Source organism: Streptomyces sp. NPDC051105, from assembly GCF_040682795.1.
Taxonomy (GTDB): Bacteria; Actinomycetota; Actinomycetes; order Streptomycetales; family Streptomycetaceae; genus Streptomyces.
On the sequence record NZ_JBFBBR010000010.1, the window covers coordinates 309210 to 326877 of the forward strand.

General features: G+C 70.1%; 15 protein-coding genes. 7 read left to right on the forward strand and 8 right to left on the reverse strand.

Annotation, left to right across the window (positions count from 1 at the left end; translation table 11 throughout):
* Window positions 1-228: 228 nt before the first annotated feature.
* Window positions 229-525 (reverse strand): (2Fe-2S)-binding protein, encoded by a 297-nt coding sequence (locus AB0N16_RS25775; protein WP_046730465.1) that lies wholly within the window; start codon window positions 523-525, stop codon window positions 229-231.
* Window positions 526-859: 334 nt separating this feature from the next.
* On the opposite strand from AB0N16_RS25775, the gene AB0N16_RS25780 reads away from it, so the two are divergent.
* From AB0N16_RS25780 to AB0N16_RS25790, 3 genes are read left to right on the forward strand one after another with little or no spacing between them, the layout of a single operon-like run.
* Window positions 860-1891 (forward strand): helix-turn-helix transcriptional regulator, encoded by a 1032-nt coding sequence (locus AB0N16_RS25780; protein WP_365800493.1) that lies wholly within the window; start codon window positions 860-862, stop codon window positions 1889-1891.
* Window positions 1888-2886, forward strand: a complete 999-nt coding sequence (locus AB0N16_RS25785; protein WP_365800495.1) for a helix-turn-helix transcriptional regulator — start codon at window positions 1888-1890, stop codon at window positions 2884-2886. Before AB0N16_RS25780 ends, AB0N16_RS25785 begins: the two co-directional genes overlap by 4 nt.
* Window positions 2883-3863: a helix-turn-helix transcriptional regulator gene (locus AB0N16_RS25790; RefSeq protein ID WP_365800497.1), complete on the forward strand. Its 981-nt coding sequence runs from the start codon at window positions 2883-2885 to the stop codon at window positions 3861-3863. The genes AB0N16_RS25785 and AB0N16_RS25790 overlap by 4 nt, the downstream gene beginning before the upstream one ends.
* On the opposite strand, the gene AB0N16_RS25795 is transcribed toward AB0N16_RS25790, so the two are convergent.
* Complete coding sequence (locus AB0N16_RS25795; protein WP_365800498.1) at window positions 3826-4878, reverse strand: helix-turn-helix transcriptional regulator; 1053 nt, start codon at window positions 4876-4878, stop codon at window positions 3826-3828. The genes AB0N16_RS25790 and AB0N16_RS25795 overlap by 38 nt on opposite strands.
* 394 nt (window positions 4879-5272) lie before the next feature.
* On the opposite strand from AB0N16_RS25795, the gene AB0N16_RS25800 reads away from it, so the two are divergent.
* From AB0N16_RS25800 to AB0N16_RS25810, 3 genes are read left to right on the forward strand one after another with little or no spacing between them, the layout of a single operon-like run.
* Window positions 5273-6820, forward strand: a complete 1548-nt coding sequence (locus tag AB0N16_RS25800) for a circularly permuted type 2 ATP-grasp protein (protein ID WP_365800500.1) — start codon at window positions 5273-5275, stop codon at window positions 6818-6820.
* Window positions 6817-7749 carry an alpha-E domain-containing protein gene (locus AB0N16_RS25805; protein WP_365800502.1) on the forward strand — a complete coding sequence of 311 codons (933 nt, stop codon included), beginning with the start codon at window positions 6817-6819 and terminating at the stop codon, window positions 7747-7749. The genes AB0N16_RS25800 and AB0N16_RS25805 overlap by 4 nt, the downstream gene beginning before the upstream one ends.
* A 1-nt stretch (window position 7750) precedes the next feature.
* A complete protein-coding gene (locus tag AB0N16_RS25810; protein ID WP_365800504.1) occupies window positions 7751-8593 on the forward strand; it encodes a transglutaminase family protein in 843 nt (280 codons plus the stop codon).
* 285 nt (window positions 8594-8878) lie between these two features.
* On the opposite strand, the gene AB0N16_RS25815 is transcribed toward AB0N16_RS25810, so the two are convergent.
* On the reverse strand, window positions 8879-9991 hold the full coding sequence (locus tag AB0N16_RS25815) for a substrate-binding domain-containing protein (RefSeq protein ID WP_365800506.1): 1113 nt from the start codon (window positions 9989-9991) through the stop codon (window positions 8879-8881).
* A gap of 292 nt (window positions 9992-10283) precedes the next feature.
* On the opposite strand from AB0N16_RS25815, the gene AB0N16_RS25820 reads away from it, so the two are divergent.
* Complete coding sequence (locus tag AB0N16_RS25820; protein ID WP_365800508.1) at window positions 10284-12260, forward strand: PA14 domain-containing protein; 1977 nt, start codon at window positions 10284-10286, stop codon at window positions 12258-12260.
* Window positions 12261-12314: 54 nt separating this feature from the next.
* Here AB0N16_RS25820 and AB0N16_RS25825 read toward each other — a convergent pair whose 3' ends face one another.
* The 5 genes from AB0N16_RS25825 to AB0N16_RS25845 all read right to left on the reverse strand — a co-directional run bounded on the left by AB0N16_RS25825 (window position 12315) and on the right by AB0N16_RS25845 (window position 17596).
* On the reverse strand, window positions 12315-12761 hold the full coding sequence (locus tag AB0N16_RS25825) for a helix-turn-helix domain-containing protein (RefSeq protein WP_351708068.1): 447 nt from the start codon (window positions 12759-12761) through the stop codon (window positions 12315-12317).
* A 5-nt stretch (window positions 12762-12766) separates the two neighbouring features.
* The gene (gene dnaJ, locus AB0N16_RS25830) at window positions 12767-13942 is read right to left on the reverse strand and encodes a molecular chaperone DnaJ (RefSeq protein ID WP_365800510.1); all 1176 of its coding nucleotides are present in this window, start codon (window positions 13940-13942) and stop codon (window positions 12767-12769) included.
* Window positions 13943-13987: 45 nt separating this feature from the next.
* A complete protein-coding gene (gene grpE / locus AB0N16_RS25835) occupies window positions 13988-14644 on the reverse strand; it encodes a nucleotide exchange factor GrpE (RefSeq protein ID WP_365800512.1) in 657 nt (218 codons plus the stop codon).
* On the reverse strand, window positions 14641-16482 hold the full coding sequence (gene dnaK, locus AB0N16_RS25840; protein ID WP_351740615.1) for a molecular chaperone DnaK: 1842 nt from the start codon (window positions 16480-16482) through the stop codon (window positions 14641-14643). Before dnaK ends, grpE begins: the two co-directional genes overlap by 4 nt.
* A gap of 94 nt (window positions 16483-16576) precedes the next feature.
* Window positions 16577-17596, reverse strand: coding sequence for an MraY family glycosyltransferase (locus AB0N16_RS25845; protein WP_365800515.1), 1020 nt, complete (start codon window positions 17594-17596; stop codon window positions 16577-16579).
* Window positions 17597-17668: the final 72 nt, after the last annotated feature.

Sequence of the window (17668 nt, forward strand, 5' to 3'; positions counted from 1 at the left end):
TGTGGATGCCGGGGCGCGGGGGGGCGGGATGGAGTCGGCGCCCCAGGGTGACCGCCCTGTTCCGCCGGGGTTCCATTGACGGGTTTCAGCCACCGTGAACCGTGACCGAAACCGGCCGATACCGCGAAATGTCCGCAGAAAACTGCAGCGGCGTCACCGTGTTCAGGTCACGGTGACGCCGCTGCGGGGGGAAGCACCTGAGCGATCTTTTACGACGGGGGAATCGCGTCAGGCACTGCGGGGGGTGGCCGAGATGGTCCTCACGTCCGGCACCTCCGGCTCAGCCAGCCGGTGGTCCCGTTGGTCCAGATTCACGAAAATCATTCCGTACCGGACGGCGCACCGCACGGGCTGCGGCGCACCCCGGGGCTTGCGCAGACACCGGTAGGCCCGTACGTCCTCGTCCTCGTCCCGCGTGACGACGACCGGCTCACCGAAGACGGTCACCATCAGCGAGTCACCGCTGTGGGGGATGGCGGTGACCAGGTCGATGAAATGCCAGCCCGAGCGGTACGCGGTGGCCATTTCACGGCGGAAGGATCGGTCGTCGGGTGGGGTGGTCACTTCAGCTCCCGGCTCCATCGGTCGCGGAATCAGCAGTGCCGGCACTCCCCGAGTCCGCGGCCACCGCAGGCCAAGTGCTGTTCGCGTGAACCTCACTCCCCCCTGCGGCCGAAAAGCCACTGAGCACCCCGAGGGCTGCAACGGCGGAGAAGGCAGCGACAAGCACCGAGCGAAGCAGTCTGTTACGCATGTTCGGCTTCGTCCTCACTTGTAAGGTCCCTTCTTCCCCCGTCAGGTACGACGATGGCTCATTCGGGCACGTTGTGGCCACACAATCGGTGCATCATGTTCCTGCATGTTCAGGACCCTGGGGGGTGGAGTTTTGGTAACAAGTCACTCAAATGCGACACATCCCCACGCGTCGAACCAACTGTGTGCGGAGGGTAGTCGGCTGTACGCGGCCGCTCTGCGTGCGGGACGGATCGCCCGCGCGGACGCGGAACCGGCTCCCTGCCTGATGGATTCTGCCCTGCTGCACCCGGATCCCGACGATCCGAACTGGTTGCGCCCGGTGCCGCCGGCGATCGCACTGGCCCAGCGTCTCAATCCCATCGAGCGCGAGATCAGCGCACGCCGTCAGCTGGCCACCGACATCGCCGGCACCTTCGAGCCCTTCCTTTCCATCGGCGGTCAGTCGGAGTCGGGCGGCGGGTCGATCACGGTGCTGGAGGGCGGCGAGCGCATCAACGCCGCGCTCAACCTGGCCACGGCCCAGTGCCATACGGAGATGCTCACCGTCCAGCCGAGCGACCGCGTCTCCGAGCAGAGCGTGCTGCGCGGGCTGGAACGCGACAAGCCGCTCATAGAACGCGGTGTACGGATCCGGACGCTGTACCAGCACACCGCCCGCTACAGCCAGGAGAAGCTGGCCTACGCGGCGCAGCTCGCCGACGGCAAGGTGGAGTACCGCTCCATAGACGAGTTGGTGGAACGTCTCATCATCTGCGACGAGACGGTCGCCTTCATCCCCATCCGGGACGACCAGCAGGTCGCTCTGGAACTGCGCCATCCGGGCCTGGTCCGCTATCTGGTCAAGGTCTTCGAGTTCATGTGGACCAGAGCGGTTCCGCTGAGCGCGGGCACCCCCTATGAAACGGCTGCCGACGGCATCACCGACATCCAGCACTCGATCGCGAAGCTGCTCGTCGAGGGGCACGTCGACGAAGCCATCGCGCGCCGGCTGGGCATGAACGTCCGCACCTGCCGTGCCCACATCGCCAAGCTGGCCCAGGTGCTCGGCAGCGGCAGCCGTGCACAGCTCGGCTACCTGATCGCCCAGTCCGGGATCCTGGACCACAAGCTCCCCGAGGAGGGCGGTGCCGGGTGACATCGGCTCCGCACACCGAGCACGGCATCGAGAACCTGTGCGCCGCAGGGACGGAGCTGTACGAACGGGCCCTGGGCAAGGGGCACATATCGGCCGGGGAGGCCGCCGAGGCACCCTGTCTCGTCGACCTCGGTCTGCTGCACCCGGCACTCGACGACCTCGGCCGGCTGGAGCCGGTGACCCCCGCCGTCGCCCTGAACCGGCTGCTGCGCGCCGGTCGGGCCCGCATCGCGGCGGAGTGGCGGCGGGAGGAGCTCCTGGTGGAGTCCCTCGAGCCGCTGACCCGTATCGAGCACCGGCACACCACGACGGCCGACACGCCCCCACTGCGGCTGCTGAGCGGCACCCGGCGGATCAACCAGGCCATCGACGAGGCCATGGCGCAGGCCCGGCGGGAAGTCCTGTGCATCCAGCCGCACGCGGGCATGGTCGGCGAGCGCGGCGCCGCCGCGTACTCCGCAGCCCACGACCGCGACAAGGCGTTCCTGGACCGCGGCGGCCGGTTCCGCACGCTCTACCAGCACACCCTCTTCCATGTGCCGAACGTGTACGCCTATGCCGAGGAGATGACGGGCGACAACGTGGCCCGGGGTCTGGACGAGGTGCCCGACCGGCTGTTCGTCATCGACAACGCCGTCGCCTTCCTGCCCGCCGACGACGACGGGAAACTCGCCCTGGAAGTCCACCACCCGGCGCTGATCACGTACTTCGTCACCACCTTCGACCGCCTCTGGCGCCTGGCCACGCCCATGTTCCCCAAGGCCCAGCACCGCCCCACCGTCAACGGCGTCACCCCCCGCCAGCAGGCCGTCGCGGCCCTGCTCATCGAGGGCCACACCGACGCCGTCATCGCCGAGCGCCTCGGCATGAACATCCGCACCGCCCGCGTCCACATCGCCAAGCTCGCCGCCACCCTCGGCAGCGAGAGCCGGGCCCAACTCGGCTACCTGATCGGGCGATCCGGGATCCTGGAGGAACGGGAGCGCGGTCTGTGAGCCGGTGCGAGCACGGGGTCGAGGCGCTGTGCGCCGCCGGGCAGAGGGCGTACGGCCAGGCTCTGCGCACCGGGTACATCAGTGCCCGGGACGTCGTGGACGTGCCCTGCCTCATCGACCTCGGTCTGCTCCACCCTGCCCTCGACGACCTGGAACGGCTGGAGCCCGTGACCCCCGCCGCGGCCCTGCACCGGCTGCTGCGCGCCTCCGCCGCCCGGGTCGCCGACGCACGTCGGCGCGAGGAACAACTGGTGGCGCGGTTCGAGGCGCTCGTCGAAGGCGCGGTACCGGAGGTGGCCGGCACCGACACCCCCATGCTCCGGCTGCACAGCGGCACCCGGCCGATCAACCAGGCCATCGACGACGCCATGGCCCAGGCGAGCCTGGAAGTGCTCGGCATCCAGTCGCACTCCGGTCTCATCGGCGCCCGCGGCCGGACCGCCGCCGAGACCGCGCTGGACCGGGACCAGGCGATCCTCGATCGCGGGGCCCGTATCCGCGCCCTCTACCAGCACACCCTGCGCCATGTGCCGGCCGTGTTCGGCGGGTTCGAGCGGCTGCGGGGCGACCTCGAGGTGCGCGGCCTGGACGAGCTGCCGGACCGGCTGTTCGTGATCGACCGCACCGTCGCCTTCCTGCCGGCGGCGGACGACGGCAGCCTGGCCCTCGAAGTCCGTCATCCCGCGCTGATCACGTACTTCGTCACGGCCTTCGACCGGCTGTGGCGGCTGGCCACCCCCCTCTACCCGGACCTGCAGCACCGCCCCACCGTCAACGGCGTCACCCCCCGCCAGGGGGCCATCGCGGCCCTGCTCGTCGAGGGCCACACCGACGCCGTCATCGCCGAGCGCCTCGGCATGAACGTCCGCACCGCCCGTGACCACATCGCCAAGCTCGCCGCCACCCTCGGCAGCGAGAGCCGGGCCCAACTCGGCTATCTCATCGGACGCTCGGGGATCCTTGATCAGGAAGGCTGATCACGGCCGGCGCCCCGCTCGCCTCGCCCGGCGGCCGGTCCAGCCCCACCTGCGCTATCCGCACGCCCAACTGGGTACGGCTGGCCGCGCCCAGCGTCTCCGAGAGGCGGGCGATGTGGGCGCGGCAGGTACGGACGCTGATGCCCAGGCGCTCGGCGATGACGGCGTCCTGGTGCCCCTCCGCGAGCAGCGCCGCGATGGACTGTTCCCGGTGCGAGATGCCCTCGATACCGGTGTCGGGGAGCGGGGCGGTGAGGGGGATCGCGAGGCGCCACAGCCGTTCGAAGACGGTGACGAAGTACTCGACCAGGGCCGGGTGACGCAGCTCCAGGGCCATCGTGCGGTCGGCGTTCGCCGGAATGAACACCACCGTGCGGTCGAAGAGGATGAGGCGGTCGATGACCTCGTCGAGCGTCCGGGCCTCCACCGCGTCGCCCATCAGTTCCAGGTAGTTGAGCAGGCCCTGGCCGTGCCGGGCGACATGCGTGTACAGGTCCCGCATGCGCACGCCCCGGCCGCGCAGGGCGACCGCCCGGTGCAGTCCCTCGGTCAGCTCCGACTCACGCCGGATACCGCCCGGCTGCACGGTCAGCACCTCGCTCGTGCACGCCTCCGTCGCCTGGTCCATCGCCGCCTGGATCCGTGACAGCCCGTCCAGGACCCGGATCGCCGCCGTGCCCTCGGCGGAGGCCGACACGGCCTGCAGCTGCCGCCCCAGACCGGCGTACCACTCGAAGGCCTCGACCGCCGAGCCCACCCGCCGCTGGCTGTCGGTGACCTCGTCGTAGACCCCGCGCAGCAGCCGGGTCATGACCTCCTGCGGGGAGGTCGGCACCAGCCAGTCCATGTCGTCGGGGTCCGGGTGCAGGAGGGCCAGCTCCAGCAGACAGGGCACCGCGTCGGCGTCCGTGCGCGGTACCCGGCCCCGGCGCACGGCACGGGAATACACGCGATCCCCGGCGGCGCACAGTCGGTCGGCACCGTGTGGATGCTTCTCCGTCCCGTGCCCGGCCATCGCCCATTCCACCCCCGGTTTGCTGCCTCTTCCGCAGCGCAACTATGAGCGGTTCGTGCCGGGTCCGCAACACGGCTCCCCTCGCACCGGGCGGCGCAATGGGCTGATACACCCCGGTATCTCCCGGCCTCCGCAGTCCGCACTGCAACAAGATGACGGTGGTGGCGGCGGGATCACAGGAGCATCGTGGGTACCGCTTCCCACGGGTGTTCGCCGGACACCCGGAGGGGCCCCGGACCGGCCTCCCCCGATCGGTCGCGGGGCCCCCGCAACGCGCCCACGGGGGAGGCGCGTTGCGGGGAGGGCCGCTCGCGGGCACGTCACGCGAGGACCTGGCGAATCCCCGAAATCCGCCGGTGATCACGGTGTTACGTGCCCGCTCTAACGTCCCTTCATGGCGGACATATTTGACGCGTACGCGTTGGCCGACGCGTGGGACGAGATGTTTGTGCGGCCGGGTGAGGTCAGGACCGCCTACGAGCCGGTACTGGCGGCACTCCAGCCGATCGAGCCCGGTGAACTGCGCTTCCGGGCCGACCAGATGGCCCGCGCCTTCACCGACCGTGGCGTGACCTACGCCTTCGCGGGCGAGGAGCGGCCCTGGCCGCTGGACCTGGTGCCCAGGATCCTCGACGCCCTGGAGTGGGATCTCGTACGAAGAGGCGTGGCCCAGCGGGTCAGAGCCCTGGAGGCCTATCTGGCCGACGCCTACGGGCCCGCCCGGGCCTTCGAGGACGGGGTGGTGCCCTGGCGGCTGCTGCTGTCCTCGCCCCACTTCCACCGGGCGGCGCACGCGGTGGAACCGGCCGGCGGGGTGCGCATCCACGTGGCCGGAATCGACCTGGTGCGGGACGAGGCCGGGGAGTTCCGGGTGCTCGAGGACAACGTGCGGGTGCCGAGCGGGGTGTCGTACGTCATCGAGAACCGGCGGGCGATGACCCGGATCTTCCCCTCGCTCTTCACCGAACAGCATGTGCTGCCGGTGGACGGCTACGCCGGGCGGCTGCTCGCCGCGCTGCGCGCCGCCGCGCCCGGCGGGGCGGCGAGCGATCCCCGGGTCGTGGTGCTCACCCCCGGGCCCGGCAACGCGGCCTACTTCGAACACGCCCTGCTGGCCAGGCTGATGGGCGTGCAGCTGGTCGAGGGCCATGACCTGGTGTACCGCAACAACCGGGTGTGGATGCGGACGACGCGCGGCGAGGTGCCCGTGCACGTCGTATACCGGCGCCTCGACGACGACTTCCTCGACCCGCTGCACTTCCGCCCCGACTCGGTGATCGGCTGCCCCGGCATCCTGAACGCCGCCATCGCCGGTCACGTCACACTCGCGAACGCCGTGGGCAACGGCATCGCGGACGACAAGCTCCTCTACACCTACGTCCCGGATCTCATCCGCTACTACCTCGGTGAGGAACCGATTCTCCCCAATGTGGAGTCCTACCGACCCGATGAACCGGGCCAGTTGGAGGCGGTGCTCGACCAGCTCGACCAGCTGGTGGTGAAGCCCGTCGACGGAGCGGGCGGACAGGGCATCGTGATCGGACCGAAGGCCGACGCCGAGACCCTGGAACGCACTCGCAAAGCCGTGGTCGCCGATCCGCGCGGCTTCATCGCGCAGCGCCCGGTCGCCCTCTCCACCTCTCCCACCCTCGCGGGTGAACGCATGGCACCCCGCCACATTGACCTGCGCCCGTTCGCCGTGAACGACGGCGACGACATCTGGGTGCTGCCCGGCGGACTGACCCGGGTCGCCCTCCAGGAGGGCAACCTGATCGTCAACTCCAGCCAGGGCGGCGGCTCCAAGGACACCTGGGTGCTCGCCGAGGGCCCCGCCGAGCGGCCCGCACCGGCCCCGGCCGGCGCCGTCCCGGAGATCGCCCCGCGCCTCCTGGGCCCCGACGGCACCCGTCCCGACGTACCGGAAGGAGCGCACCAGCAGTGAACGACGTGATCCTCTCCCGCATCGCCGAGGCACTGACCTGGACCGGGCGGTACGTCGAGCGCGCCGACGCCACCGGCCGCATCCTCGACGCCTACCTGCACCGGATGCTGGAGGACCCTTGGCGCGACGAGGACACGGCCTGCCGGTCGCTGTACGCGATCCTCGGCGTCGACGCCGGCCCGGAGCCCGTGGACATGCAGCAGGTCCTGGACCAGCTCGCCTTCGACGCCCGCTCGACCGGCGCGATCGAGGGGGCGCTGGGCGCCGCCCGCCGGAACGCGCGCAGCGCCCGTGAGGCCGTCTCCTCCGAGATGTGGGAGTGCCTCAACTCGACCTGGCACGCCCTCGCCGAGCGGCGCCTGGCGGCCCGCCGCACCGGCCCGTACTCCTACCTGGAGCTGGTACGGCGCCGGGCCGCCCTCTTCTTCGGCCTCGCCGACTCCACCATGAGCCGCGACGACAGCTGGCGGTTCGTCGTCCTCGGCCGCAGCCTGGAGCGGGTGGACATGACCGTCCGGCTGCTGTCGGTACGCGTGCTGGACGCGGCGCACGCCCCGGACTGGCCGACGCTGCTCAGCGCGAGCGGCGCCGACGAGGCCTACGCGCGGGTGCACAGCGGGTTCGGGGACACCCCGAGAGTGGCCGGGTTCCTGCTGCTGGACCGGGACTTCCCGCGTTCGGTGCTGCACGCGCTGACCACGGCGGAGGAGTGTCTGGCCGCGCTCGGCCGGCCGCGCCAGGATCCGGCGCGGTCGCCGGTCGGACGGCTGCGGACCCGGCTGGAGTACCTGGACACGCACACCCTGGAGGACCAGCTGCCGGTGCTGCTGCGGGATCTGCAGCAGGCCTGCATGGCGTCCGCCGACGCGGTGGCGGAGCGGTTCTTCCCGTACCAGGGGCCCGTCGAGTGGGCCCAGGAAGGAGCCTGAGATGGCTCGTCGCCTCCGTATCCGGCACGTCACCCACGTCGCGTACGCGCGGCCCGCGGCCTCCTCGCACAACGAGGTCCGGATGACCCCGCTGACCCTGCCGGGGCAGACCACGCTGGACGCGCGGGTCACCGTCACTCCGGCGACCGCCGTCTGGTCGTACTGGGACTACTGGGGGACCCAGGTCACCGGGTTCGACCTGCTGGAGCCGCACGAGGATCTGACCATCACGGCGTCGAGCCTGGTGGAGACCTCGGCGCCGGGGCCGTTGCCGGAGCCGCCCGGCTGGGCGGAGGTGGCCGAACGGGCGGGCGGATCACGCCTGTTGGAGTTCGTGTCCGGGACGTCCCGGACGACGGTGCCGAAGAAGCTGGTGAAGAAGGCACGGGAGGCCGCCGCCGGGCTGGGGCCGCACGAGGCCGCGGTGGCCGTCTCCGGGATGGTGGCCGACCGGGTGACCTACCTGCCGGGCGCGACCAGTGTGAACACGTCACCGGCCGAGGCGTGGGCCCAGCGGGCGGGGGTGTGCCAGGACATCACGCATCTGACGATCGCCATGCTACGGGGGCTGGGGCTGCCCGCCCGGTACGTCTCGGGGTATCTGCACCCGGAGCGGGAGGCGGAGCTGCACCGTCCCGTCGCCGGGCAGAGCCATGCGTGGATCGAGTACTGGGCCGGTGAGTGGTGCGGGTACGACCCGACGAACGGGGTGCGGGCCGGGGAGGACCACGTGGTGGTGGGGAGGGGGCGGGACTACGACGATGTCACGCCTCACAAGGGGATCTACCGGGGGGTGCCGGCAGGGGCGCCGGAGGTGACGGTGGAGTTCACTCGGGTCGCGTAGTCGGCTGCGGGCCGGTGGGGGCTGGTCGCTCCCCCGCTCTCGGCTTCGCTCGATCGGGGGGGAGCCCCAGCGCGGCGGAGCCGCCTATCGGAACAGCCCCGCGCCCCTTCGGCGCGCGCACAACCAGCGCGCACACCCCAGCGCGCACGACCAGCGCGCACAACCAGCGCGCACAGCCGCCGCGCACACCCCCAGCGCGCACAGCCGGGGCGCACCCCCAGCGCGCACAGCCGGGGCGCACAACGGCCCCCTTCCCTGGCGGGGAACGGGGCCGTTGGCAGGGCCCTACTTGAGGCCGGCCTCGGCGCACGCCGTCTTGTACTCGGTGGTGCAGATCTGCGAGATCTTGTAGATGCCGTCCGCGACGACGGTGTCCTTGATCTTGCTCTTCGTCACGGCGCTGACCTGCACCAGCTGGGCCGGGATGTCCTTGTTGGACGGGCTGTCGACCTGGTCCTGGGTGAGCGCGTCGAACTGGATGTCCTTGCCCTGCACCTTGTAGACGGCCATCTCGGCGGCGGCCTCGGCCTCGGCCGGGTAGGGCTTGTAGACGGTCATGTACTGCTGGCCGGTGAGGATCCGCTGAATGGCGTCGAGGTCCGCGTCCTGGCCGGTGACCGGCGGCACGTTGGTGATTCCGGCCGCCTTGAGGGCCTTGATGATCTCGCCCGCCATCGCGTCGTTCGCGGAGTAGACGGCGGCGACGTTGTCCTTGCCGATCGCGTTGATCGCCTCGGTCGTCTCTTTCCCGGCGGTCGGCGGGTCCCAGTCCTTGGTGTCGAACATGGCGCCGTCCGGAATCGTCACCTTGCCGGTCAGCTCGGACAGGGCACCCGTCTTGAACTGCTTGGCGTTCGGGTCCGTCGGCGAGCCGTTGATCATGATGACCTTGTCGGAGGTGTCGACGTTCGACCCGAGGCCCTCCAGGAGCGTACGGGCCTGCACCTCACCGACCAGCTCGTTGTCGAAGGAGACGTAGGCGGCGATCGGGCCCTCGGCGAGGCGGTCGTAGGCGATGACCGGAATGCCCGCGTCCGTGGCCTTCTTCACCTTGTCCGCGATGGCGTGCGAGTCGACCGCGTCCAGGACGACGACGTCGACCTTGTCGTCGATCATCTTCTGCAGCTGCTCGGCCTGCTTGGGGGCGGACGACCCGGCGTTCTGATAGTCGACCTTGCCCTGCTTGTTGGTGAGCTCGGCGATCTTCGACTTCATGATCGGGTAGTCGAAGTTGGTGTATCGGGTGTTGATCTTGTCCGGCATCAGCACACCCACCGTGATGTCGTTGCCCTTGGTGGGGGTCGCGGTGGTCGACGATCCCGTCGCGTTGAGCACGCCGCAGCCGGCGAGCGAGAGGGACATCGTGGACGCGGCCACAAACCTGGCTATACGACGCATTCGGGGGCTCACTTCAGGTGCGTTCCGGACATGGGACTGCTTGCGACCCAGATGTCTGAAAAGACAACGCGTACGCCACACCCGGCGTCAAGCGGAACCACTTAACGAGTGGGCAACACTACGCTCCGCTGTGTCTGTGAAGGGTATGCGGAACCGCCTCCAAACACCCTTTACGGGCTCTCCATCCAAAGGGAGTTCACGGGCGGGCAAAGATCAGTACAACCAACTCCTTTCCTCATGAGTCGACATCGGGACGGTTCGGCCCGTCACCCGGATACGACCAGAGGATCGAATGAACCCAGCCAGACGCACCGCGGCCGGCGCCGTGGTGCTCGCCACCGCCGGAACCCTGCTCGGCGGCGCCACCGTGTCCGCCTCCGCGGCCACGACGACCTGCACCGCACCTGTCTACAAGCGGCAGTTGTTCGCGAACACCACGTTCAAGGGCACACCGAAGAAGACCGACTGCGACTCCGCGATCAGCGAGAGCTGGAGCGGCGCCCCCGCCTCCGGCCTGCCGAAGGACAACTTCGGCGTCCGCTGGACGGTGACCCGCGACTTCGGCTCCGGCGGCCCCTTCGCCCTCGCCGCCTCCGGGCTCGACGGGATCCGGGTGTACGTCGACGGCACCCGCAAGGTCGACCTCTGGAAGAACACCTCCAAGACGGTCAGCAAGACCGTCAACGTGACGATCCCCAAGGGCAGGCACACCCTGCGGATCGACTACGTCAACTGGACCGGCGCCGCCAAGGCCAAGTTCACGTACACCCCGAGGACTTCGGCCGCCGTCGACAAGGTCAGGCCCCTCACCCCGCTGGATCCGCTGGTGTCCTACGACAGCGACGCCAACACGACGAAGCTGAGCTGGACGAGGAACCAGGAGATGGACCTCGCCGGTTACCGGGTCTACCGGCGCCTGCGGGGCAGCACCGGCTGGACGAAGGTGGGCACGACCACGGTGACGTCCCTGACCGACGCCCCGCCCGCGACCGGCGACCTCTACTACTACGAGATCCGCGCCTACGACAAGGCGGGCAACGAGTCGACCGGCACCGCCGACGCCCTGGTCACCAGCACCGTGCTGCGGACACCGGACCGGTTCACCGCGTCCGCCACCGACACGGCCGCCGAACTCAGCTGGTCGGGGGTGCACGCGGCGGTGAAGTACCGGGTGGAGCGGACCGACTTCTACGGCGTCGTCACCAAGTCCTGGGACCTCACATACACCCTGGGCCTCACCGACGACACGCTCGCGCGGGGCGAGACCGCCAAGTACCGGGTCGCGTCCGTGGACGGCTCGGGCCACCTGTCGCCGTTCACCGACCTCCAGACGGTGACCCGCCCGCTGGCCGCACCCCGCGAGCTCACGGCGACCGCGGGCATCGGCGGCGCGACCCTCCAGTGGACGATGAAGCAGGAGGACGCCCCGTACGGCGAGTTCCGCGTCTACCGCTCGACCACGCTGCCCGTGGACACCTCGACGGCGCGGTGGGTGACCTGTACGACCAGCTTCACCACCCTCCCCGACGGGTCCCGCCGGTACAGCTGCGGCGACTTCTCGGCCGAGGAGGACACGACGTACCACTACGCGGTGGCGAACGTGCAGTGGCCCCAGGTCTCCCCGCTCTCCGACACCGTGACCGTCACCACGCTGGTCTCGGACAAGCCGCCCGCCCAGGTGACCGGGCTGACGGCGACGGCCACGGAGTACGGCGTCGAGCTGGACTGGGACGACAACACCGAGCCCGACCTGAAGCGGTACGCGGTCTACCGGGGCACGGTCCTCGGCGAGGAGGGCGAGGAACAGGTCTGCTCCGCCGGGGAGTGGGCGCATCTGCCGGCCGGTACCTCCCACTTCCGGGACGTACGGCTGCCGGACGGCGACCATGCCTGCTACTGGGTGGACGCGATCGACAACGCCAACAACTCCAGCAAATGGCTGGGGCCCGTGTCCGCCGTCGCCGTGGACGAACTGGACCTGACCCCGTCGGTGGCGACCCCGGAGGGCTCCCCGCTCACTCTCACGACGGACGTGACCGACTCGGGCGTCCGCCTGGCGTGGAACGCGGCCGACGCGGCGACGGGCTACCAGGTCTACCGCTGGAGCCCGGCCACCGAAACGTACGAGAAGCTGGCGGCCACCACCGACCGCTCCTACGACGACACCACGGCCGCCCCCGGTACCACCCACTACTACTGGGTGACCGCCCTGTACGCCGACGGCACGGAGTCGGCGCCCGGTGCGGAGTGGGCCATCCTGGAGCCGTGACCGGCATGCGAAAGGGCCCGGAGGTTCACCGCCTCCGGGCCCTTTCCCGTGTGCTCAGTCCTTCGCCTTCTTCGGCCGCCACACCACCAGCGCGCTGGTCTGCTGGACCTCCTGGTACGGGACCAGGTCACGGCGGTACGAGGCGTGCACCGCCGCTTCGCGCTGCCGCATCGCGGCCGCCGCGCCGTCCAGGGCCGCTTCCATCTCGGCCACGCGGGCCTGGAGCGCGGCGACCTGGTTCTCCAGTTCGATGATGCGCTTGATGCCGGCCAGGTTGATGCCCTCGTCCTGCGACAACGCCTGCACCTGGCGGAGCAGTTCGATGTCGCGGGCCGAGTAGCGCCGACCCCGCCCGGCCGTGCGGTCCGGGGAGACCAGGCCGAGGCGGTCGTACTGGCGCAGCGTCTGCGGGTGCAGTCCGGAGAGCTGGGCCGCCACCGAGATGACGTAGACCGGAGTCTCCTCGGTCAGCTCGTACGGGTTGCGTCGACGGCCGTCCATCTCTGTCATGCTCCCTTCGCGGCCTCGAACAGCTCGGCCCGCGGGTCCTCGTCCGCGGTCGCCTCGCGATACGCCTCCAGCGCGTCACGAGCATTCCCCGACAGGTCCTTCGGGACACTCACCTCGACGGTGACCAGGAGGTCGCCACGGGTGCCGTCCTTGCGGACCGCGCCCTTGCCACGGGCGCGCATGGTGCGGCCGTTGGGCGTGCCCGGGGGCAGCTTCAGGGTGACCGGCGGTCCGCCCAGGGTGGGCACCCTGACCTCGCCGCCGAGCGCCGCCTCGGTGAAGGTCACCGGGACGGTCACCGTGAGGTTGTCCTCCTTGCGGCCGAACACCGGGTGGGCGTCGACGTGGACCATGACGTACAGGTCGCCCGCCGGACCGCCGCGCTCGCCCGGTGCGCCCTTGCCGCGCAGCCGGATCCGCTGGCCGTCGGTCACCCCGGCGGGGATGCGGACCTGCATGGTCCGGGAGGACTTGGCGCGGCCGCTGCCCTTGCAGTCCAGGCAGGGATGCTCCGCGATCAGGCCACGGCCCTTGCAGTCCGGGCACGGGTCGGTGAGCGAGAAACCGCCTCCGGACCCTCGCGCCACCTGTCCGGTACCGACGCAGGTCGGGCACACGCGCGGTGTGCCGTTCTTGTCGCCGGTACCCGAACAGGCCTTGCAGGGGGCCTGCGAGGACATCCGCAGCGGGACCGTGGCCCCCTCGATGGCCTCCGTGAAGCTGAGCGTGACCTCGGACTCGATGTCCTGGCCGCGCCGGGGCTGGGTGCGCGTGCCCGCGCCGCCGCCCCGGTTGAACAAGCCCCCCAGGACGTCGCCGAAACCGCCGCCGAAGCCGCCCCCGCCCTGTTGCTGCGGGTTGCCCCCGAAGAGATCGCCCAGGTCGAAGTTGAAGTTGCCGCCGCCCGCGCCCGGCCCGGGGCGGAAGCCGCCGTTGCCGAAGAGGGCGCGTGCCTCGTCGTACTCCTTGCGCTTCTTGGCGTCGCCGAGCACGTCGTTCGCCTCGGAGATCTCCTTGAAGCGCTCCTCGGCCTTGGCGTTGCCCTTGTTGGCGTCCGGGTGGAACTCGCGGGCGAGCTTCCGGTACGCCTTCTTGATCTCGGCCTCGGTGGCGTCCTTGGGGACGCCGAGGACCTTGTAGTAGTCCTTCTCGATGAAGTCCTTGGTGCTCATCCTCGACGCGCCCCCTTTCCGGTGTTCCGCTCGATCTCTACGACTTCAGCCCTCCTCAGGGCCGTTGTCCTTCTCGTCGCCGGCCGCGGGGGCCTCATCGGTCCCCTCGGCCTTCACCGGCGTCGCCCCCGGCTGCGGTTCGGCGACCGCCACCCGTGCGGGACGGATGGTGCGCTCGCCGATGCGATACCCGGGCTGCAGAATCGCCACGCACATCGTCTCGGTGACGTCGGGCGCGTACGAGTGCATGAGGGCCTCGTGGATCGTCGGGTCGAAGGGCTCGCCCTCCTTGCCGAACTGCTGGAGTCCCATCTTCGCCGCGACGGTCTCCAGTGACTCGGCCACCGACTTGAAACCACCGACCAGTTCGCCGTGTTCCCGGGCCCGGCCGATGTCGTCGAGCACCGGCAGGAGTTCGGTCAGGAGGTTCGCGATGGCGATCTCCCGGACCGTGATCCGGTCGCGCTCCACTCGGCGGCGGTAGTTCTGGTACTCGGCCTGGAGCCGCTGGAGGTCCGCGGTGCGCTCGGTGAGCGCGGTGCGCACCTGGTCCAGCTGCGCCGTCAGACCGGCCAGCTGTGCGCTTGAGTCCCCGGCCGGGGCCGCCCCCTGTGCGGGAGTGGCCTTCGGCTCGGCGTCGTCGGAGGTGGCGCCGGAGGGGACGTCGGGCTTCTCCTCGAAGCCCGGGGTCTCCTCCGTCACGCGGCACCGTCCTTGCGCTCGTCGTCGACGATCTCGGCGTCCACCACGTCGTCGGCGTCACCGGCAGCCGCACCGGCGGGACCGCCGGCGGTGGCACCCGAGGCCTGGGCGTCGGCGTACATGGCCTGGCCCAGCTTCTGGGAGACGGCCGCGACCTTCTCGGTGGCGGTGCGGATCTCGGCGGTGTCCTCGCCCTTGAGCGTCTCCTTCAGCTCGGCGATGGACTCCTCGACCTCGGTCTTGATCTCGCCCGGGACCTTGTCCTCGTTGTCCTTGAGGAACTTCTCCGTCTGGTAGACGAGCTGCTCGCCCTGGTTGCGGGTCTCGGCGGCCTCGCGGCGGCGGTGGTCCTCCTCCGCGTACTGCTCGGCCTCCTGGCGCATCCGGTCGACCTCGTCCTTCGGCAGCGAGGAGCCGCCGGTGACGGTCATCTTCTGCTCCTTGCCCGTGCCCAGGTCCTTCGCGGTCACGTGCATGATGCCGTTGGCGTCGATATCGAAGGCGACCTCGATCTGCGGGACGCCACGCGGGGCCGGCGGCAGACCGGTCAGCTCGAACATGCCGAGCTTCTTGTTGTACGCCGCGATCTCGCGCTCGCCCTGGTAGACCTGGATCTGGACGGAGGGCTGGTTGTCCTCGGCGGTGGTGAAGATCTCGGACCGCTTGGTCGGGATCGTCGTGTTCCGCTCGATGAGCTTGGTCATGATGCCGCCCTTGGTCTCGATACCGAGGGACAGCGGGGTCACGTCGAGGAGCAGGACGTCCTTGACCTCACCCTTGAGGACACCGGCCTGGAGGGCGGCGCCGATGGCGACGACCTCGTCCGGGTTGACGCCCTTGTTGGCGTCCTTGCCGCCGGTCAGCTCCTTGACGAGCTCGGCGACGGCGGGCATACGGGTGGAGCCGCCGACGAGGACGACGTGGTCGATCTCGCCGAGCTGGATGCCGGCGTCCTTGATGACGTTGTGGAACGGCGTCTTGCAGCGCTCCAGGAGGTCCGCGGTCAGCTGCTGGAACTGGGCGCGGGTGAGCTTCTCGTCCAGGTGCAGGGGGCCCTCGGCGGACGCCGTGATGTAGGGCAGGTTGATCGAGGTCTCGGTGGACGAGGACAGCTCGATCTTGGCCTTCTCGGCGGCCTCGCGGAGGCGCTGGAGGGCCATCTTGTCCTTGCCGAGGTCCACGCCGTGGCCGGCCGCGAACTGCTTGACCAGGTAGTCGACGACGCGCTGGTCCCAGTCGTCACCACCGAGGTGGTTGTCGCCGTTGGTGGCCTTCACCTCGACGACGCCGTCGCCGATCTCCAGGAGGGACACGTCGAAGGTGCCGCCACCGAGGTCGAAGACGAGGATCGTCTGGTCGTCCTTGTCGAGGCCGTAGGCGAGCGCGGCCGCGGTGGGCTCGTTGACGATACGCAGGACGTTCAGGCCCGCGATCTCGCCGGCCTCCTTCGTCGCCTGGCGCTCGGAGTCGTTGAAGTAGGCCGGGACGGTGATGACCGCGTCGGTCACCTTCTCGCCCAGGTAGGCCTCCGCGTCCCGCTTCAGCTTCTGCAGGATGAACGCGGAGATCTGCTGGGGGTTGAAGTCCTTCCCGTCCAGCTGAATCTTCCAGTCGGTGCCCATGTGACGCTTCACGGACCGGATGGTGCGGTCCACGTTGGTGACCGCCTGGCGCTTGGCGACCTCGCCGACCAGAACCTCGCCGTTCTTGGCGAAGGCGACGACGGACGGCGTGGTCCGGGCACCCTCGGCGTTGGTGATGACGGTGGGCTCGCCGCCTTCAAGAACGCTGACGACAGAGTTAGTCGTGCCCAGGTCGATGCCGACCGCACGTGCCATGGTGATTTCCTCCAGCTGACTTGAGTGGAACGGACTCAAGTGTGCATCAAGCCTCGCCATGGGTCAACAGACCTGAGTCGCGAAGACTCAACTCTTATCCGTTCCTTACACGCAAGCGCCCGCTGACCTGCGTTGATTCCAGGCGGCCGGGCCCATAAACCGGCACCCGAAGGAGTAGCAGCACGACGCTGACGGTGACGCAGGCGACGCATGTGGCACCCGTCCGCCCGATCCAGCCGCCGTGCACGAGCACCCCGACGAGCACCCCCGCGAAGGCCGCGACACCCAGCACGACGGTCACGCCCGGCGGGGTGAGCCCCAGCCGCCGCAGCCGGTGCGCGAGATGGTCGGGCCCCTGCCGCAGCACCGGCCGCCCGGCAAGGAGCCGCGACAGCACGACGAGCAGCACGTCGGCGCTGGCGACGCAGGTGAGCGCGAACAGCACGCCCGCGCTGGCGACCGGATCGTGGCCGGTCCGGGTGATCAGCGCGGCCGCGGCCAGCACGAACCCCGCGAACAGCGAGCCGGTGGCACCCAGCGCGATCCGCGCGGGATGCCAGTTGTGCATCAGGAACCCGGTGAGGGCGGCCGCGAGCACGCTCAGCAGCACGGCCAGCCCGTCCATGACCTCGGCGGTGGCACAGGCCCCCACCCCGAAGGCGGTGATCACTCCCACGGTCCCGGCCAGTCCGTCCGCGTGGTCGAGCCCCTTGAAGGCGACGGCGACGAAGGCGATCCATCCGACGCCGAGCAGCCCTTCGGCCACACCGAACTCCGCGTACGGCACCACACACGCGGCCGCCACCGCCGTACTGATCAGCAGGAACCGGGTCTTCAGCCGCCACACGTCGGCGACCAGCCCGAGCAGCGACACGGCTCCCCCGGCGATCAGCAGCTCCCCGACCCCGGTGCCGAGCGGGGCGACCCCGGTCCAGTCGCCGGCACCGGCGACCAGACAGGTGGCACCCACGACGGCGAATCCGCCCAGCACCGGGACGGGCCGCGTCCGCCGGCGGTCGACGAGCCCCAGCCGCAGCGCGAGCGGCCGGATCAGCGCGGCGAGGACGGCGGCGAGCAGCAGGGCGGTGGTGGCGGCGGCGATCCCGTAGAGCACAGGTCTAAATTAGACCTGAATGTAACAATTCCGTACGAATAACACGAATAACACGATCACTTTGCCACCGCA

Bases quoted from the DNA above. Each gene is read 5' to 3' on its own strand.
- AB0N16_RS25780 (WP_365800493.1), top strand. From the start codon at position 860: ATGTTCAGGACCCTGGGGGGTGGAGTTTTGGTAACAAGTCACTCAAAT.
- dnaJ (WP_365800510.1), bottom strand. From the start codon at position 13,942: ATGAGCACCAAGGACTTCATCGAGAAGGACTACTACAAGGTCCTCGGC.
- AB0N16_RS25825 (WP_351708068.1), bottom strand. From the start codon at position 12,761: ATGGACGGCCGTCGACGCAACCCGTACGAGCTGACCGAGGAGACTCCG.
- AB0N16_RS25800 (WP_365800500.1), top strand. From the start codon at position 5,273: ATGGCGGACATATTTGACGCGTACGCGTTGGCCGACGCGTGGGACGAG.
- AB0N16_RS25820 (WP_365800508.1), top strand. From the start codon at position 10,284: ATGAACCCAGCCAGACGCACCGCGGCCGGCGCCGTGGTGCTCGCCACC.
- AB0N16_RS25775 (WP_046730465.1), bottom strand. From the start codon at position 525: ATGGCCACCGCGTACCGCTCGGGCTGGCATTTCATCGACCTGGTCACC.
- AB0N16_RS25810 (WP_365800504.1), top strand. From the start codon at position 7,751: ATGGCTCGTCGCCTCCGTATCCGGCACGTCACCCACGTCGCGTACGCG.
- dnaK (WP_351740615.1), bottom strand. From the start codon at position 16,482: ATGGCACGTGCGGTCGGCATCGACCTGGGCACGACTAACTCTGTCGTC.
- AB0N16_RS25815 (WP_365800506.1), bottom strand. From the start codon at position 9,991: ATGCGTCGTATAGCCAGGTTTGTGGCCGCGTCCACGATGTCCCTCTCG.
- AB0N16_RS25795 (WP_365800498.1), bottom strand. From the start codon at position 4,878: ATGGCCGGGCACGGGACGGAGAAGCATCCACACGGTGCCGACCGACTG.